This is a genomic window from Rhizobacter sp. P5_A1 (assembly GCF_056400745.1).
On the sequence record NZ_JBFUKR010000023.1, the window covers coordinates 16,685 to 32,208 of the forward strand.

Consider the following 15,524-nt stretch of genomic DNA (forward strand, 5'->3'; position numbering starts at 1 on the left):
CTGTCACGCTTCTGCGGCCGCCCGTGTGGGAAAAATTTACGCGTCGACCGCGTGACTTGCGGCAATTCGCGCTCCCGGCGCCGCGCGCACGACGACGCCGCGGCCGTGCGCCTTGGCGCGATAGAGCGCGCGGTCGGCCTCGCCCAGCCAGGTCGCCGCATCGGGGGTGTCGATGGCGAGCGGCGCCACGCCGAGGCTCGCGCCGACGCGCAGCGTCTGATGCTGCCAGGGCAGCGCGATCGCAGCGATCGCCTCGCGAACCTTCTCGGCGACGCTCATCGCGACATCCACCGAGCAGCGCTCCAGCAGCACCGCGAACTCGTCGCCGCCCAGGCGCACCACGAGGTCGCTGACGCGAACGCAATCGTTGATCGCCCGAGCCACGGCGCGCAGCACGGCGTCGCCGGCGGCATGACCCGCGCTGTCGTTGATCGGCTTGAAGGCATCGAGATCGATCATCACCAGCGCGGTCGGGACCGAGTGCGGCAAGGCGTCGAACAGGCGCGCGAGCCGGCCGTCGAGCGCGTTGCGGTTCGCCAGGCCGGTCAGGCCGTCGTGTGACGCCGACCACTCGAGCCGCGTGCGCGCCGCGACCTGCGCATCGATGTCGTTGACGGTCCAGATCGTGCCGGCCATCGGGTCGGCGGCGTCCACCGGCGCGGCGCGCAGCTGGGCCCAGAACAGCGCGCCGTCGACGCGCTCGAGCTGCCACTCGCCGACATACACCTGCCCGGCGCCGAAGGCCTTGCCGACCTGCGCGCCGACCGCGGCGCAGTCGTCGTCCGAGCGATAGATCAGCCGCGCCGGCTGGCCGACGAAGGCGCCCTCGACGTGGCCGAACAGGCGGCAGAACTCGGCGCTGACGAGCTCGAAGGTCTGCTGCCGCGTGAAGCAGATGCCGACCGGCGCGGCCCGCATCACCGAGCCGAGCCGTTGCAGCACCTGCGCGCCCCGCGCCTCGAGGTTCGCGCGCTCGACGCCGACATGGCACAGCACGCGTCCGAGGCGGCCGAACTCGCCGCCGGCTTGCGGCCAGCCGGCGGCCGGATCCTGGTCGGCGTCGAACAGGCGCCGTGCGCGAACTTCGAGCGCGCTCAGCGGCCGGAGCAAGCGCCACAGCCAGGCCAGCGTGGCTGCCGAGAGCACGACGATCAGTCCGACCGCCCAGAGCAGCGACTGGCGCCGCGCGGCCTCCAGCGGCGCGAGCAGCTCGGCCTGCGGCGACGCGCGCCAGACCATCCAGTCGGCTGCCGGCACACCACCGGCACTGACCAGCTCGTGGGCCTGCGCCAGGCGCAACCCGGCCGGCTCGATCGCGCTGCCGCTGCGGCGCCATTCGTCGAAGGCCTGCGCCAGGCGCGGTTCGGTCGTCAGCGACTGCAGCAATCGTCTGCGATCCGGATGCGCGAGCACACGGCCCTGCGCATCGCTGACGACGAGCAGCGAACTCGCGCCCTCGGCGCCGCTGGCGAATTCATCCAGCAGATCGCCGCCGGTCAGGCGCAGCGCGCCGCCGAGCACGCCGTAGACGCGCCCGTCGAGGCGCAGCGGATAGGTGAACACGACGACCGGCTCGCCGGAAACGCGGCCGGGCAGCGGATTGGAGACGATCGCGCGCTGCTCGGCGACCGTGCGGCGAAAGTACTCGCGCTCGTTCAGGTTCATCGCCGGGCGGCGCAGGCCTGTCGCGTCGGCGTACAGACGCAGCGTGCCGTCGGCCTTGGCTGCGAAGAGGTTCGCGAACATCCCGCGCAGCACCGGCTGCGATTCGATGAACGCGGCGAGGCGGGCATCGTCCGCCAGCGTCTCGGGGTCGAGACGAGCGGCGCTCGCCTGCAGCGCCTGCTGCAGGTCGATGACATGGCGCGACAGCGCGGCGGCACCGCGCACCGCCTCGGCGAGTTCGCGATGGCGCTGTGCGGCGAGCGTGTCGCGCTCGGCCTGGTGCAGCAGGATCGCCGAGGTCAGGCCGATGCCGAGCACCAGCGCGCCGACCGTGCCGAGCGTGACGCGCAGCTTCAGCGAGCCGAACGCGGCCGCGAGCCGGGCGCGCCAGCCGCCGCCCGCGTCCTGCGCGCTCCAGCCGAGGCTGGCGCCTTCCGATGTCCTGCCGCTCATCGCTGGCATTTCGGATGGATTCGGCCGATCTGTAGGCATATCTATCAGATATGTCATTTGCCGATCGACGCCGCACGTCTCGATCGGGAGAGGAGCACCGCGATGTCAAAGGCAAGAAGAGACCCGTGTTCATTCGGCTGATCGAGCTCTAAACGGCGAAATTACTATTAATGATCTCAAATTGGCGACCGAAAACGATTCAAGTGATTCAACTCCCGGGTCCGACGCTTCCATGACCTACCTCCGCGCTGGCTACAACCCGAGTCTGGTCGTGGCCTCCGTCCTCGTCGCGATGCTGTCGGCCTACGTGATGCTCGACCTCGTCAAGCGCGTGCGCGGCGGTGACCGGCGGCTGGCGAACGGCTTGTGGATCGGTGGCTCGATCGCGATGGGCACGGGCATCTGGACCATGCACTTCGTCGGCATGCTGGCCTACACCTTGCCGATCGCGCTCGGCTACACACCGCTGCTGACGATCGCCTCGTGGCTCGCCGCGGTCGCGGCCTGCGCACTGGCATTGCACCTGGGCAGCGCCCGCCTGACGCCGCGGCGCCTGATTGCCGGCGCGCTCGCGATGGGCCTGGGCATCTGCGCGATGCACTACACCGGGATGGCCGCGCTCGACATGACGCCGGGCATCGTCTGGAATCTCTGGCTCGTCGGCGCATCGGCGCTGATCGCGGTCGGTGCGAGTGCGGCCGCGATGATGATCTTTGCCGGGGTGCGCCGGATCGCCGGGCGCTACCAGAAGACGCGCTACCAGCTCGCCAGCGCCGGCGCGATGGGGCTGGCGGTCGCGGGCATGCACTACACCGCGATGGCGGCCGCCGGCTTTCCGGTCGGGTCGGTGTGCCTGAGTGCCGGCCAACTGACCGGCAGCGCGCTCGCGATGCTGGTCGTGCTGACCTCGCTGATCCTGCTTGCGCTGACCCTGATCGTCTCGGCGATGGACACGCGGCTGCACGCCAACATGGTCCGCATGTCGCATTCGCTGAAGCGCTCGAACAGCGAGCTGAAGCGGCGCGCGCAGCTGCTCGCCCAGGCCGAGGAGATCGCCGCGATCGGCTCCGAAGAAACGAACCTCGTGACCGGCGAGGTGACGCTGTCGGTCGGCCTTTTCCGCCTGCTCGGTGAAGCGCCGATCGAGGGCGCCGTGCCGGCCGGCTGGCTCGGCGACCACATCCCCGCCGACGAGCGCCAGCTCGTGCAGGCGATGCGCCAATCGGTCCAGGCCGACGAGGCCTTCGAGTTCCAGCACCGCATCGTGCGCAGCGACGGCGCGATCCGCACGGTGCTGCACCGCGGCCGCCTCGAGTTCGCCGACGACGGCACGCCGCTGCGCCTGAACGCGACGTTGCAGGACATCACCTCGCGGTGCGAGGCTGAAGCAGCGCTGCACGAGCTCGCGCACGTCGACCGCGCGACCGGCTTGCCGAACCGCAACGCGCTGACCGACCGCCTGTTCGAGACGACGCTCGCGGCGCAGCGCGAAGAGCGCAGCATCGGCCTGATGGTGATCGAGATCGACCAGTTCCGCCTCGCCCACGAGAGCCTGGGCTATGCGGCCGGCGACCGGCTGATGAAGGCGGTCGCGCAGCGCCTGTGCCATCTGGCGCCGCACGCCGAGATGACCGCGCACCTGGGCTCGGGGGAGTTCGCGCTGCTGCTGTGCGATGCCGACGGCGAGAGCGAGGCGGCCGCGCAGTCGATGGCGCGCGCGCTCGTCGACGGCGTGGCCGGCCCGTTCCACATCGACGACACGGAGATCTTCGCGACCTGCGCGATCGGTGTCGCGCTGTGCCCCGCCGATGCCGACAACGCCGCCGACCTGCTCGACCGCGCCGGCGCCGCGGCGCAACAGGCGCGCCAGCGCGAGAGCGATCGCATCTGCTTCTACACGCCCGAGGCGAACGCACGCGCCAGCGCGCGCCTCGCCAACGAGGCCGGCCTGCGCCGCGCGATCGAACGCAACGAGCTCTACCTGTGCTACCAGCCGCAGGTCGATCTCCGCACCGGCCGCATCGTCGGGCTCGAGGCGCTCGCGCGCTGGAAGGACGCGGTGCGCGGCGAGATCTCGCCGGCCGAGTTCATCCCGCTGGCGGAGAAGACCGGGTTGATCATCCCGATCGGCGAGTGGGTCGTGCGCACCGCGTGCCAGGACAGCATGCGCTGGCAGGCGCAGGGGCTGCCGCCGGTGCGCGTCGGCATCAACCTGTCGATGCAGCAGCTGCAGCAGGCCGACATCGCGCAGCGCATCCGCATGATCCTCGACGAGACCGGCCTGGACCCGCATCACCTCGGCGTCGAGGTGACCGAGAGCATGCTGCTCGACCAGGTCGACCACGTCGCGCGCACGCTCTCGCAGCTGAAGGCGATCGGCGTCGAGATCGCGCTCGACGATTTCGGCACCGGCTATTCGAACCTGGGCTACCTGAGCAAGCTGCCGATCGACGTGCTGAAGATCGACCGCTCGTTCGTGCACGACGTGACCGCGCCGACGCAGGATGTCTCGGTCACGCGCGCGCTGATCAACATGGCGCACGGCCTGAACATGAAGGTGATGGCCGAGGGCGTCGAGAACGAGAGCCAGCTCGCGCTGCTGGTGGCGAGCCATTGCGACCAGATCCAGGGCTACTACTTCAGCCGGCCCGTGACCGCAGACGCGATCGCCGAGATGCTGCGCGAGGACAAGCGCCTGCCCGATCACCTGATCGAACGCAAGTCGCGCGAGCGCACGCTGCTGCTGGTCGACGACGAGGAGAACATCCTTGCCTCGCTGCGCCGGCTGCTGCGCCGCGACGGCTACCACATCATCACCGCGAACAGCGGCGCGCAAGGCCTGCAGCGGCTCGCCGAGAACAAGGTCGACGTGATCCTGTCGGATCAGCGCATGCCCGGCATGACCGGCGTCGAATTCCTGCGCCGCGCGAAGGAGCTGTACCCGCAGACGGTGCGCATGTCGCTGTCGGGCTACACCGAGCTGCAGTCGATCACCGACGCGATCAACGAAGGCGCGGTCTACAAGTTCCTGACCAAGCCCTGGGACGACGAACGCCTGCGCGCGCATGTGCACGAGGCGTTCCGCCACAAGCATCTGGCCGACGACAACCGCGAGCTCGGCGAGCGGCTGCAATCGGCGAACCGCGAGCTCGCGATCGTCAACGAACGGATGGAGCGGCTGATGGACGCGCAGCGGCAGCAGATCCGCCGCGACGAGGCGCGGCTGCTGAGCGCGCGCGACCTGCTCGAAGGGATGCCGGCGCCGGTGATCGGCTTCGATGTCGAGGGCATGGTCGCGTACCTGAACATCGACGCGCAGGAGCTGTTCGCCGCGGGCGTCTCGCCGCTCGGGCGCAGCGCCACCGAGGCGCTCAGCGAGGAACTGCTGGAGGTCTGGCGCGCCAGCGACGGCGCGCATGTTCGCGTCGACCTGGCCGGGCGGCGCTTCCAGGCCGCGTGCCGCGCGATCGGCGGCGATCCGGACCGGCAGGGCAAGCTGATGGTGCTGGCGCCGCAGGTCCCAAATCCGAAGGTGCACTGAGTGATGAACAACGACTTCTCCCGACCTGAGTCTGCGCCGAGCCAGGCGTTGGTGACGGCCTGCGAACCCTTGCAGATGGCATCGCTGCTGCGCGACCTGCCGGCGCTGCCCGCTGCGGTGCTCGAGCTGCTCGACATGCTCGGCAGCGAGGACATCGAGACCGCGATGCTGGTGAGCAAGATCGCGCTCGATCCGGCGCTGACGGCCAAGACGCTGCGCCTGGCCAACTCGTCGTTCTACGGCATCTCGCGCCACGTCAGTTCGGTGACCGACGCGACCACGGTGCTCGGGCTGCGCACGGTGCGCGCGGTCGTGACGGCCGCGGCGATGAGCGGCAGCTTCGCGCCGCCGGACTGCGAGGGCTTCGACTTCCAGGCCTTCTGGCGCCATGCGGTCGGCGTCGCGGCGGGCGCGAAGCTGGTCGCCGGCGCGGCGGGGGTCGAGGCCGAAGCGGCATTCACGGCCGGGCTGCTGCACGACATCGGCCGGCTCGTTCTCGCGAGCGCGTTTGCGCCGCGCTTCGCGTGCACGCTGGTGTACGCGGCCGAGTGCGGCGTCGATGCGAGCGCCGCCGAACACAGGCTGCTCGGCACCGACCACGCCGCGGTCGGCGCGATCGTGACCGAGCACTGGCGCTTCCCGGCCTGCATCGTCGAGGCGATCGGCCAGCACCACGCGCCGCCGCCGAGCGGCTGCGCCATCCAGCTCGCGCACGTCGTGGGCGCGGCCGACCGGCTCGTCCAGGCGATCGAGTCGGGCCGCGCCGACTGGGACGATCTGCCGGCCGAGTCGCAACAGGCCTGGCTGGCGCTCGGGCTGTCGAAAGAGGGCTGGGCCCCACTGCTGGCCGAGACCGAACTGCAGATGCATGGCCTGTGTGCGGCGCTGCTCAACTGAACCCACAAGGACGGCGATGAACGACGACGCAACTCTCACGGCCGAGCACCAGGTGCACGAACTGCTGCTCGCGAACCAGGCGCTGAAGGAGCTGAACGGCAAGTTCTCGGAGGCGCAGAACAAGCTGGTGCAATCCGAGAAGCTCGCGTCGATCGGTCAGCTCGCGGCCGGTGTCGCGCACGAGATCAACAACCCGATCGGCTACATCTTCTCGAACTTCGGCACGCTCGAAAGATACATCGCCGACCTGTTCGAGATGCTCGGCGCGTACGAGGCGGCCGAGACCGAGCTCGCCGGCACGCCGACCGCGGCGCGCCTGCGCGAGCTGCGCGGGCAGATCGAGCTCGACTACCTGAAGCAGGACATCCCGACGCTGATGGCCGAGTCGAAGGAGGGCATCACGCGGGTGCGCAAGATCGTCCAGGATCTGAAGGACTTCTCGCGCGTCGACGCGCACCAGGAATGGAGCTGGGCCAACCTGCACCAGGGCGTCGACTCGACGCTGAACATCGTTAACAACGAGATCAAGTACAAGGCCGAGGTCGTCAAGGAATACGGCCTGCTACCCGAGGTCTGGTGCCTGCCTTCCGAGATGAACCAGGTCTTCATGAACCTGCTCGTCAACGCGGCGCACGCGATCACCGCGGAGCGCGGCACGATCACGATCCGCAGCGGCACCGACGAAGCGGCGGCAACGGTCTGGGTCGAGGTGGTCGACAACGGCTGCGGTATCCCGAAGGAGGACCTCGGCCGCATCTTCGACCCGTTCTTCACGACCAAGCCGGTCGGGCAGGGCACGGGCCTCGGGTTGTCGCTGTCGTACGGCATCGTGCGCAAGCACCTCGGCCAGCTCGACGTGCGCAGCGAGCCCGGCGCCGGCACGACGTTCCGCGTGACCTTGCCGGTGCGGCCGGCCGAGCCATGAACGCCGACACCGCTGCGTTGCCCGCGGCCGAGATCGACGCGCCGGCCGACGCGACGATCGCTGCGCCGATCGACGACGGTGCGCCGTGGACGCTGCTGTGCGTCGACGACGAGCCCAACATCCTCGCGGCGCTGCAGCGCGTGTTCCGGGGCAGCGGCTACCGCGTGCTGATCGCCCCGAGTGCCGACGACGCGCTGCAGCTGCTCGCACGCGAGCCGGTGCAGCTCGTGATCTCCGACATGCGCATGCCGGGCATGGACGGCGCGCAGCTGCTCGCACAGGTGCGCGAGACCTGGCCGGCGATCACGCGCGTGCTGCTGACCGGCCACTCCGACGTCGCCGCGACGATCGCCGCGATCAACCGCGGCGAGATCTTCCGCTACCTGACCAAGCCCTGGCACGAGCAGGAGCTGCTCGGCGCGGCGCGCGAGGCCTTCGCGCGCCAGGCGCTGCTGCGCGAGCAGGCCCGCCTCGAGCGGGTCGTCGCGGCGCAGCACGCCGAGCTGGTCGCGCTGAACGCCGGCCTCGAACGGCAGGTGGCCGAGCGCACCACGCAACTGACCGACGCGAACGCGCGGCTCGCGCGCAATCACCTGCACACGATCAAGGCGTTCTCGAACCTGGTCGAGCTGCGTGGCGGCGCGATGGCCGGCCATTCGCGGCGCGTCGCCGAACTGGCGCGCCGCATCGCGAACGCGATGCAGCTGCCGGCTGCCGAGGCGCAGGACATCTTCGTTGCCGGGCTGCTGCACGACATCGGCCAGGTCGGCCTGTCCGACGCCGTGCTCGCCTGCCCGGTGCCGCGCATGACGGCCGAGGACCGCGCGCTCTACGTGCGCCACGCCGCGCTCGGCGAGCAGGCGCTGCTGGCACTCGACGACATGCAGGGCGTCGCCGCGCTGGTGCGCTCGCACCACGAGCGCCACGACGGCCAGGGCTTCCCGGAAGGCCTGGCCGGTGACGCGATCCCGCGCGGCGCCGCGATCCTGGCGATCGCCGACACCTTCGACGACCTGCAATCCGGCCACCTCGCGCGCAGCGAGCTGTCGCCCGAGGAGGCGCGCATGCTCGTGCTGCGCGGCCGCGGCACGCAGTTCGATCCGGCCGTCGTCGACGCCTTCGCCGAGGTCACGCGGGTGCCGGACGCGCCGCCGGCGTTTGTCGAACTGACGGTCGATCGGCTGCGGCCCGGCATGCGGCTGGCACGCGACCTGCGCTCGCGCGACGGCGTCGTGCTGCTCGCCGCCGAGCACGTGTTGAGTGCCGACCTGATCCGGCGCATCGCCGCGCACGCCGAACGGCACGGGCTGGCATTGACGATCCCGGTGCTGACCGGTGACCCGGCCGCCGCCGAGCGCGCGGCCACCGCGGCGCGGATCGACGCGCTGCCATTTCGTGCACTTCGCTGAGTCGGACACGCTGTTTTTTGCGATATTTCTGCGATATTTCACGTCATGACACCCAGCACCGCCTCCGACGCTTCTCCGGACGAATTCACGACGATCGAGGTCGCGCGCGTGCTCGGCATGTCGGTGCGCTCGGTGCAGCTGATGGTCGATCGCGGCGAGCTCGATGCCTGGAAGACGCCCGGCGGCCACCGGCGCATCGCGCGCGCGTCGGTCGATCGCTGGCGCGCCGGGCGCGGCCCGGTGCCGCCCGCCGTGGCGCCGCCGCGCGATGCGACGGCGGGCGCGTCGCGCGTGCTGCTGATCGACGACTCGGTGCACTTCCAGAAGCTCGTGTCGCTGCTGATGAAGCAGCACTTCGCCGGCACCGAGCTGAGCATCGCCGACGACGGCATCGCCGGGCTCGCGCTGTACGGCCAGCTCCAGCCCGAGGTGCTGATCGTCGACATCCTGCTGCCCGGCATCGACGGCGCGACGCTGATCACCAGCCTGCGCTCGCACCCGCAGTTCGCGCGCAGCCGGCTGATCGTGATCACCTCGCTCGACGAAAGCCAGCGCGCGCCGTATGCATTCGCGCTCGAGCAGGTGCCGGTGATCCACAAGCCGCGCCTCGTCGCCGAGCTGCCGGCCCTGCTCGCGGCCTGGCTGCCGGCCACCGCGGCGCCGCTGCGCTGATCACGCGATGGCATCGACGCCGATGCGGCCCACCAGCGCCGCCATCGAGCGGGCGATCGCCACCCATTTCGGCGGCGACAGGGCGATCTACGCTGCGTTCGCGTCGGCCTGCGCCGAGCAGTTTGCCGTCGATGCAGTCGCGGCGCGCGCGGCTTGCGCGAGCGGCGATCTGGCGCGCCTGCGGCGTCTCGGGCACGACCTGCAGTCGGCCCTCGTCGTGCTCGGCCACACCGACGCCGGCGCACTGGCTGCAGCGCTGGAGCGTCACGCTCAGGCGCTCGACCTGACGGCCGCGCGCGATGCGTGGCGCGTGCTCGAAGGCGCCTTGCCGCTGTCAGGCGGCGCCTGAGCGCGCGCCGCCGGCTGTTCGACCCGAAATCGGTCGATCTGCTGCTCCCACATTCGTGGGGGGCCGCGTGAACTATTGAAATTGACAGACGCCGGAAGACGTGCGGCAATGCCGTTAACCTTGGTTAACAATCTGCGACGCATGCACCGGCCGTTCCCGATTCCCGTCATGTCCAGGCGCCTGGGCGGCAGCGGACGGCGCCCGTCTCTTGCCAGCGAGGCTCACGGGGCGACATGACCGGCGCGGCGGCCCTCGCATGGCGGCACCCGCCCCGGCTCGAACGGGGCCTCGGCCTCGCCGCCGTGGCGCTGGGCGCGCTGGTGCTGATGGGCTGGATGCTCGACATCGCCGCACTGAAGCTGGCCTGGCCCGGCCAGGTCACCGTGAAGGCGAACACGGCCATCGCGTTGGGGGCCTGCGGCCTGGCGACCGCGCTCGGCGCAGGACGCGCAGCGCACCGCCGCTGGCCGCTGATCGCCGCGCTGGCCGTCGTGGCCGCGCTGATCGGCGCGCTGTCGCTGGCGGAGGAACTGCTGGCGCTGAACCTCGGCATCGACGAGTTGCTGTTCCCCGACCCGGCCGTGCCCGAACGCATCGTCCGGCCGGGCCGCATGTCGCCCACGGCCGCGTTCTGCTGCATCGCGGTCGGTGTCGCGCTGGCCTTGTCGGTGCTGCCCGCACGGCTGCGCTTGTGGCTGCCGCTGGCCGCGGCGCTCGGCGCGTCGGTCACGGTGATCGGCGCCGTGACGCTCGCGACGCATTTCGCCGACCGGGTGCTCGGGCTGCGCTGGGGCGGCGCGGCGACGATGGCGGTGGCGACCGCGGCGGCGTTCCTGATGCTCGGCGTCGCGGCGCTGCTGCGCGCCCGTCGCCTGCAGTCCACGCGCTGGGCGCTCGGGCGTGCGGGAGTCGCCGGGTTCGCGCTCGGCATGCTGCTGATGCTCGGCGCCGCCGAGCTCGCGGCCGGCTTCGCGCTCGACATGCGGCGCACCGCGGCGCGCGTCGTGCAGGTGCAGCAGACGCTGAACCAGCTGCAGCAGGTCCGCACCGAGCTGCGCACGCTCGAGGGCGCGCAGACCGCCTTCCTGCTGACCGGCGATGAGGCGCTGCTGGCGTCGCGCGCGACCCTGAAGGCATCGATCCTCGACCGGCTCGCCGCGCTGCGCAGCGCGCGCGCCGCCGAGGAGGCGCCGCCGGTCGCGACCGTGGCCGCGCTGCAGGCCGCGGTCGAACGGCGCCTCGGCCACGGCGACGGTCTGATCGTACTGCGCCGCGCGCAGGGTCTCGAGGCCGCGCGCGCGGCGTTCGCGTCCGGCGAGGCGCTCGGGCTGTCGCGCGAGATCACGAACCTGATCGGCCCGTTGATGCAGCGCGAGGGCGAGCGCCTGGCCGGGCACCAGCGGCATTTGCGCGAGGCGACGGCCGGCACCTTCCTGCTGCTGCCGGTGGGCTCGCTGCTCGGGCTGACGGCGTTCATGTCGGGCGTGTTCTTCCTCGACAAGGGCCTGGCGAACCGGCGCGCGGCCGAGCAGGCGCAGCGCGCGAGCCAGGAGCGGCTCGAGCGCGTCGTCGAGAACCTCAGTTCGGGGCTGCTGATTCACGGCCTGGCACCCGCGAAGGTGCACTGGAACCGCGCCGCGCTCGAGATGTTCGAGCTCGCGCCCGAGGAGGCGGCGGCCATGACGCGGCACGACTATCGCGCGCTGTTCGAGCTCTCCACGCTCGACGGCCGCACGCTGCCCTTCGATGCGTGGCCGATGTCGCGCCTCGTCGACGGCGCGCTCGAGCAGCGCAGCGAGCTGCGCGTGCGCCGCCTCGACCGCGACTGGGAGCGCGTCTTCGCGTACGAGGGTGCGCTGGTGCACGACGACTCGGGCAGCCCGCTCGTGTTCCTGACCGTGACCGACGTCACCGCGCGCAAGACCGCCGAGCTGCAGCTGCAGCAGCTCAACGCCGAACTCGAGCAGCGCGTCGCGCAGCGCACGGACGAGCTGCAGGCGAAGACGCGCGAGCTCGAAGGCTTCTGCTACTCGGTCTCGCACGACCTGAAGGCGCCGCTGCGCGGCATCGACGGCTACAGCCGGCTGCTGTTCGACGAGTACGCCGATCAGCTCGACGCGGAGGCCCGCAGGTTCATCGCCGATGTGCGTACCGCGACCGCGCAGATGCACGAGCTGATCGACGACCTGCTCGCGTACTCGCAGCAGGAGCGCCGCGCCTGGGCGCCGACGCGCATCGCGCTGCGCGCGTTCGTCGACGGCCTGATCGCGCGGCGCACCGCCGAGCTGACCGGCGTCGAACTGCAGGTGGCGGTCGACGATGTCGGCGTCGATGCCGACCGCGAGGGCCTCGAGATGGCACTGCGCAACCTGATCGACAACGCGCTCAAGTTCTCGGCACGCTCGCAGCCGCCGACGCTGAAGATCCGCAGCCGGCTGCACGACGATCGGGTCGTGCTCACGGTGCAGGACAACGGCACCGGCTTCGACATGCGCTACCACGACAAGATGTTCGAGATCTTCCAGCGCCTGCACCGCGCCGAGGACTATCCCGGCACCGGGATCGGCCTGGCGCTGGTGCGCAAGGCGATGGAACGCATGGGCGGGCGCGTCTGGGCCGACAGCCGGCTCGGCGAAGGCAGCACCTTTCACCTCGAACTGGGGCCTGTTTGCTGAGATCACCCGAAGGGCCGGGCGCCGCAGGCCCTCACTCGCGGCCAACCCGGCCACCTTGCACTGACGGAGGCGAACGACGATGGACGACACGCGACCGATCCTGCTGGTCGAGGACAACCCGATGGATGTCGACCTCACGCTGCGTGCGTTCGCCCGGCGCAAGCTGGCCAACGCGGTCCAGGTCGCGCGCGACGGCGAAGAAGCGTTGGAACTGATCGCGCAGTGGGAGGGCGGCGCGCCGGCGCCGGTGGTGATCCTGCTCGACGTGAACCTGCCGAAGGTCGGCGGCCTCGAGGTGCTGCGGCAGCTGCGCGCGCATGAGCGCTTCGGCACGATCCCGGTCGTGATGCTGACGACCTCGGCCGAGCACCAGGACGTGCAAAGCGCCTACGCGCTCGGCGCCAACTCGTACATCGTCAAGCCTGTGAACTTCGAGAAGTTCCTGGCGGTGGCCGAGCAGATCGAACTCTACTGGGCGGTGCTGAACCGACCGCCGCCGCTGCCGCGATGAATGCCCCGATGAATGTCCTGTACGTCGAGGACTACGCGCTCGGCGCGGCCCTGGTGCGCGACACCTTCCGGCGCCGCGCGCCGGAGATCCGGCTCGAGATCGTCTCGACCGTCGCGCTGGCGCTCGCGCGCCTGAATCAGTTCGAGCTCGGCGGCGACGACGCGCCGCACTACGACGTCGTGCTGACCGACCTGAACCTGCCCGACGGGCTCGGCCTGGAGATCCTCTCGCACGTGCGCAGCCACGGGCTGATGCTGGCGGTCGTGATCCTGACGGGCTCGGGCGACGAAGACACCGTCGTCGGCGCGCTGCATGCCGGCGCGAACGACTACGTGACGAAGCGCGACGCCTACCTGACGGTGCTGCCGCGCACCCTGCATGCGGCGCTCGAGCGCTTTCGCTCCGAGACCGCGCGCAGCGCGACGCCGCTGCAAGTGCTGTACGCCGACGCCGACACCGCGGAGTTCGAGACGGTGCGCGCCGAGCTGAACCGGCGCGCGCCGCACATCGTGATCGAACCCGCGGGCTCGGCCGCTGCGGTGCTGCGGCGGCTCGGTGCCGACGCGCCCGGCCCGACGCCCGACGTGCTGCTGCTCGACGACCGTCTGCCAGGCCTGCCGGTGATCGAGCTGCTGAAGCAGGTGGCCGCGCTGCAGCGGCCCGAGCTGCCGGTCGTGCTGGTCGCGGCGCAAGGCAACGAACGCATCGCGCAGCTCGCGATCCGGCTCGGCGTGGCCGACTACCTGACCAAGTCCGACGGCTATCGCCAACGCCTGCCGTTCGCGCTCGAAGCTGCGCACCTGAAGGCGCTCGGCGCGCGCGAGCGGGCTGCGCTGCAGCGCAGCGAGGCCGCGTACCGCTCGCTCGTCAACAACCTGCCGGACGTCGTGGTCCGCTTCGATCGCGAGGGCCGGCACCTGTACGTCAGCCCGCCGATGCAGGCAATCAGCGGCAAGGCGCCGGAATTCTTCATCGGTCGCACGCACACGGAGCTGGGGACGCCGCCCGAACTCGCGGAGCTGTTCCGTGCCGCGTTGCAGCAGGTCTTCGCCCTCGGTGCCCAGCAGCACATCGAGTTCGAGGCCGACGTGCCGGCAGGCCGCCGCGCCTTCGAGGTGGTTCTGACGCGCGAGTACGGCGCCGGCGACGCGGTCGACACCGTGCTCGCGATCTCGCGCGACGTCACCGCGCGGCACGAGCAGGAGACGCGCGTCGCGCACTACCGCGACGAGCTCGAGGCCCAGGTCGCGGCGCGCACCGACGAGCTCGCGCGCGCCAACGCCGCGCTGACGCTCGCGCGCGACGCCGCCGACGCGGCGAATCACGCGAAGACCCGCTTCCTCGCCGACATGAGCCACGAGATCCGCACGCCGATGGGCGCGATCCTCGGCCTCGCGCGGCTGCTGCGTGCCGAGCTCGCGCCGGGCCGGCCGCTGGACTACGTGACGAAGCTGCAGCAGTCGGGCGATCACCTGCTGCGCATCGTCAACGACGTGCTCGACCTCTCGAAGATCGAAGCCGGCCAGCTCGAGCTCGAGGACACCGCGTTCTCGCTGCGCGAGGTCGCCACGCACGCGATCGACATGCTGCAGCAGCGCGCATCCGAGAAGGGCCTGGCGCTGGAACTCGACATCGATGCGGCGCTGCCCGACTGCCTGCGCGGCGATGTGCTGCGGCTCGAGCAGATCGTGCTGAACTTTCTCGCCAACGCGATCAAGTTCACGAGCCACGGCACGATCCGCGTGCGCGCGTCGCGCGCGGGTGCGCGGCTGCGCATCGAGGTCCAGGACTCCGGCATCGGCATGACCGCGCAGCAGCAGGCGCGCCTGTTCCAGCGCTTCGCGCAGGGCGCCAGCTCGACCGCGCGCGAGTACGGCGGCAGCGGGCTCGGCCTGGTGATCGCGCGGCACCTGGCGTGCCTGATGCAAGGTCAGATCGGCGTCGTCAGCGAGGTGCAGCAGGGCAGCACGTTCTGGCTCGATCTGCCGTTGCGCGTCGGCCCGGCCGAGGCGCTCGAACGGCGCGCCGAGAGCGCCGCGGCCTGGATCGCGCCGCAGGCCGGCACGCGCGTGCTGCTCGCCGACGACGACGCGGTCAACCAGCTCGTGACATCGCAGCTGCTGCGCGAGCTCGGCTTCGAGGTCGATGTCGTCGACGACGGCGCGGCGGCGGTCGCCGGTGTGCGCGGCGGCCGCTACGCGATGGTGCTGATGGATCTGCACATGCCGCGGCTCGACGGGCTCGAGGCGACGCGGCAGATCCGTGTGCTGGATGCGCTGCTGCCGATCGTCGCAATGACGGCGAGCGCGTTCGAGGAGGATCGCCGCCGCTGTATCGATGCCGGCATGAGCGACCACGTCGCGAAGCCGGTCGAGCCGGCACAGCTGCGGGCGGTCGTGAGCCGTTGCCTGTACGGCGGCTGAAGCG

The 15,524-nt window shown here is 71.1% G+C and carries 10 protein-coding genes; 9 read left to right on the forward strand and 1 reads right to left on the reverse strand.

The annotated features are described in order from the left end of the window. Window positions 1–36: 36 nt before the first annotated feature. The gene (locus AC1DTW_RS21270; RefSeq protein ID WP_477983381.1) at window positions 37–2,118 is read right to left on the reverse strand and encodes a diguanylate cyclase; all 2,082 of its coding nucleotides are present in this window, start codon (window positions 2,116–2,118) and stop codon (window positions 37–39) included. A 232-nt stretch (window positions 2,119–2,350) separates the two neighbouring features. On the opposite strand from AC1DTW_RS21270, the gene AC1DTW_RS21275 reads away from it, so the two are divergent. The 9 genes from AC1DTW_RS21275 to AC1DTW_RS21315 all read left to right on the forward strand — a co-directional run bounded on the left by AC1DTW_RS21275 (window position 2,351) and on the right by AC1DTW_RS21315 (window position 15,520). Then, on the forward strand, window positions 2,351–5,659 hold the full coding sequence (locus tag AC1DTW_RS21275; protein ID WP_477983382.1) for an EAL domain-containing protein: 3,309 nt from the start codon (window positions 2,351–2,353) through the stop codon (window positions 5,657–5,659). Between the two features lie 3 nt (window positions 5,660–5,662). Further along, entirely contained in the window at window positions 5,663–6,556 is an 894-nt protein-coding gene (locus tag AC1DTW_RS21280; RefSeq protein ID WP_477983383.1) for an HDOD domain-containing protein, read from the forward strand. A 16-nt stretch (window positions 6,557–6,572) separates the two neighbouring features. Then, window positions 6,573–7,481, forward strand: a complete 909-nt coding sequence (locus AC1DTW_RS21285; RefSeq protein WP_477983384.1) for an ATP-binding protein — start codon at window positions 6,573–6,575, stop codon at window positions 7,479–7,481. Beyond that, complete coding sequence (nosR, locus tag AC1DTW_RS21290) at window positions 7,478–8,890, forward strand: response regulator c-di-GMP phosphodiesterase, NosR family (RefSeq protein WP_477983385.1); 1,413 nt, start codon at window positions 7,478–7,480, stop codon at window positions 8,888–8,890. The genes AC1DTW_RS21285 and nosR overlap by 4 nt, the downstream gene beginning before the upstream one ends. Window positions 8,891–8,935: 45 nt before the next feature. Next, on the forward strand, window positions 8,936–9,562 hold the full coding sequence (locus AC1DTW_RS21295) for a response regulator (protein WP_477983386.1): 627 nt from the start codon (window positions 8,936–8,938) through the stop codon (window positions 9,560–9,562). 7 nt (window positions 9,563–9,569) lie between these two features. Next, window positions 9,570–9,911: a hypothetical protein gene (locus tag AC1DTW_RS21300; protein WP_477983387.1), complete on the forward strand. Its 342-nt coding sequence runs from the start codon at window positions 9,570–9,572 to the stop codon at window positions 9,909–9,911. Window positions 9,912–10,144: 233 nt separating this feature from the next. Continuing rightward, window positions 10,145–12,586, forward strand: coding sequence for a sensor histidine kinase (locus AC1DTW_RS21305; RefSeq protein WP_477983388.1), 2,442 nt, complete (start codon window positions 10,145–10,147; stop codon window positions 12,584–12,586). A gap of 79 nt (window positions 12,587–12,665) precedes the next feature. Beyond that, on the forward strand, window positions 12,666–13,097 hold the full coding sequence (locus AC1DTW_RS21310; RefSeq protein ID WP_477983389.1) for a response regulator: 432 nt from the start codon (window positions 12,666–12,668) through the stop codon (window positions 13,095–13,097). An 8-nt stretch (window positions 13,098–13,105) separates the two neighbouring features. Further along, entirely contained in the window at window positions 13,106–15,520 is a 2,415-nt protein-coding gene (locus tag AC1DTW_RS21315) for a response regulator (protein ID WP_477983390.1), read from the forward strand. Window positions 15,521–15,524: the final 4 nt, after the last annotated feature.

What these genes read in the sequence shown, in the direction of transcription:
- AC1DTW_RS21315 (WP_477983390.1), top strand. Translation starts at nt 13,106, where the DNA reads ATGAATGTCCTGTACGTCGAGGACTACGCGCTCGGCGCGGCCCTGGTG.
- AC1DTW_RS21270 (WP_477983381.1), bottom strand. Translation starts at nt 2,118, where the DNA reads ATGAGCGGCAGGACATCGGAAGGCGCCAGCCTCGGCTGGAGCGCGCAG.
- AC1DTW_RS21280 (WP_477983383.1), top strand. Translation starts at nt 5,663, where the DNA reads ATGAACAACGACTTCTCCCGACCTGAGTCTGCGCCGAGCCAGGCGTTG.
- nosR (WP_477983385.1), top strand. Translation starts at nt 7,478, where the DNA reads ATGAACGCCGACACCGCTGCGTTGCCCGCGGCCGAGATCGACGCGCCG.
- AC1DTW_RS21300 (WP_477983387.1), top strand. Translation starts at nt 9,570, where the DNA reads ATGGCATCGACGCCGATGCGGCCCACCAGCGCCGCCATCGAGCGGGCG.
- AC1DTW_RS21310 (WP_477983389.1), top strand. Translation starts at nt 12,666, where the DNA reads ATGGACGACACGCGACCGATCCTGCTGGTCGAGGACAACCCGATGGAT.
- AC1DTW_RS21305 (WP_477983388.1), top strand. Translation starts at nt 10,145, where the DNA reads ATGACCGGCGCGGCGGCCCTCGCATGGCGGCACCCGCCCCGGCTCGAA.
- AC1DTW_RS21275 (WP_477983382.1), top strand. Translation starts at nt 2,351, where the DNA reads ATGACCTACCTCCGCGCTGGCTACAACCCGAGTCTGGTCGTGGCCTCC.
- AC1DTW_RS21285 (WP_477983384.1), top strand. Translation starts at nt 6,573, where the DNA reads ATGAACGACGACGCAACTCTCACGGCCGAGCACCAGGTGCACGAACTG.
- AC1DTW_RS21295 (WP_477983386.1), top strand. Translation starts at nt 8,936, where the DNA reads ATGACACCCAGCACCGCCTCCGACGCTTCTCCGGACGAATTCACGACG.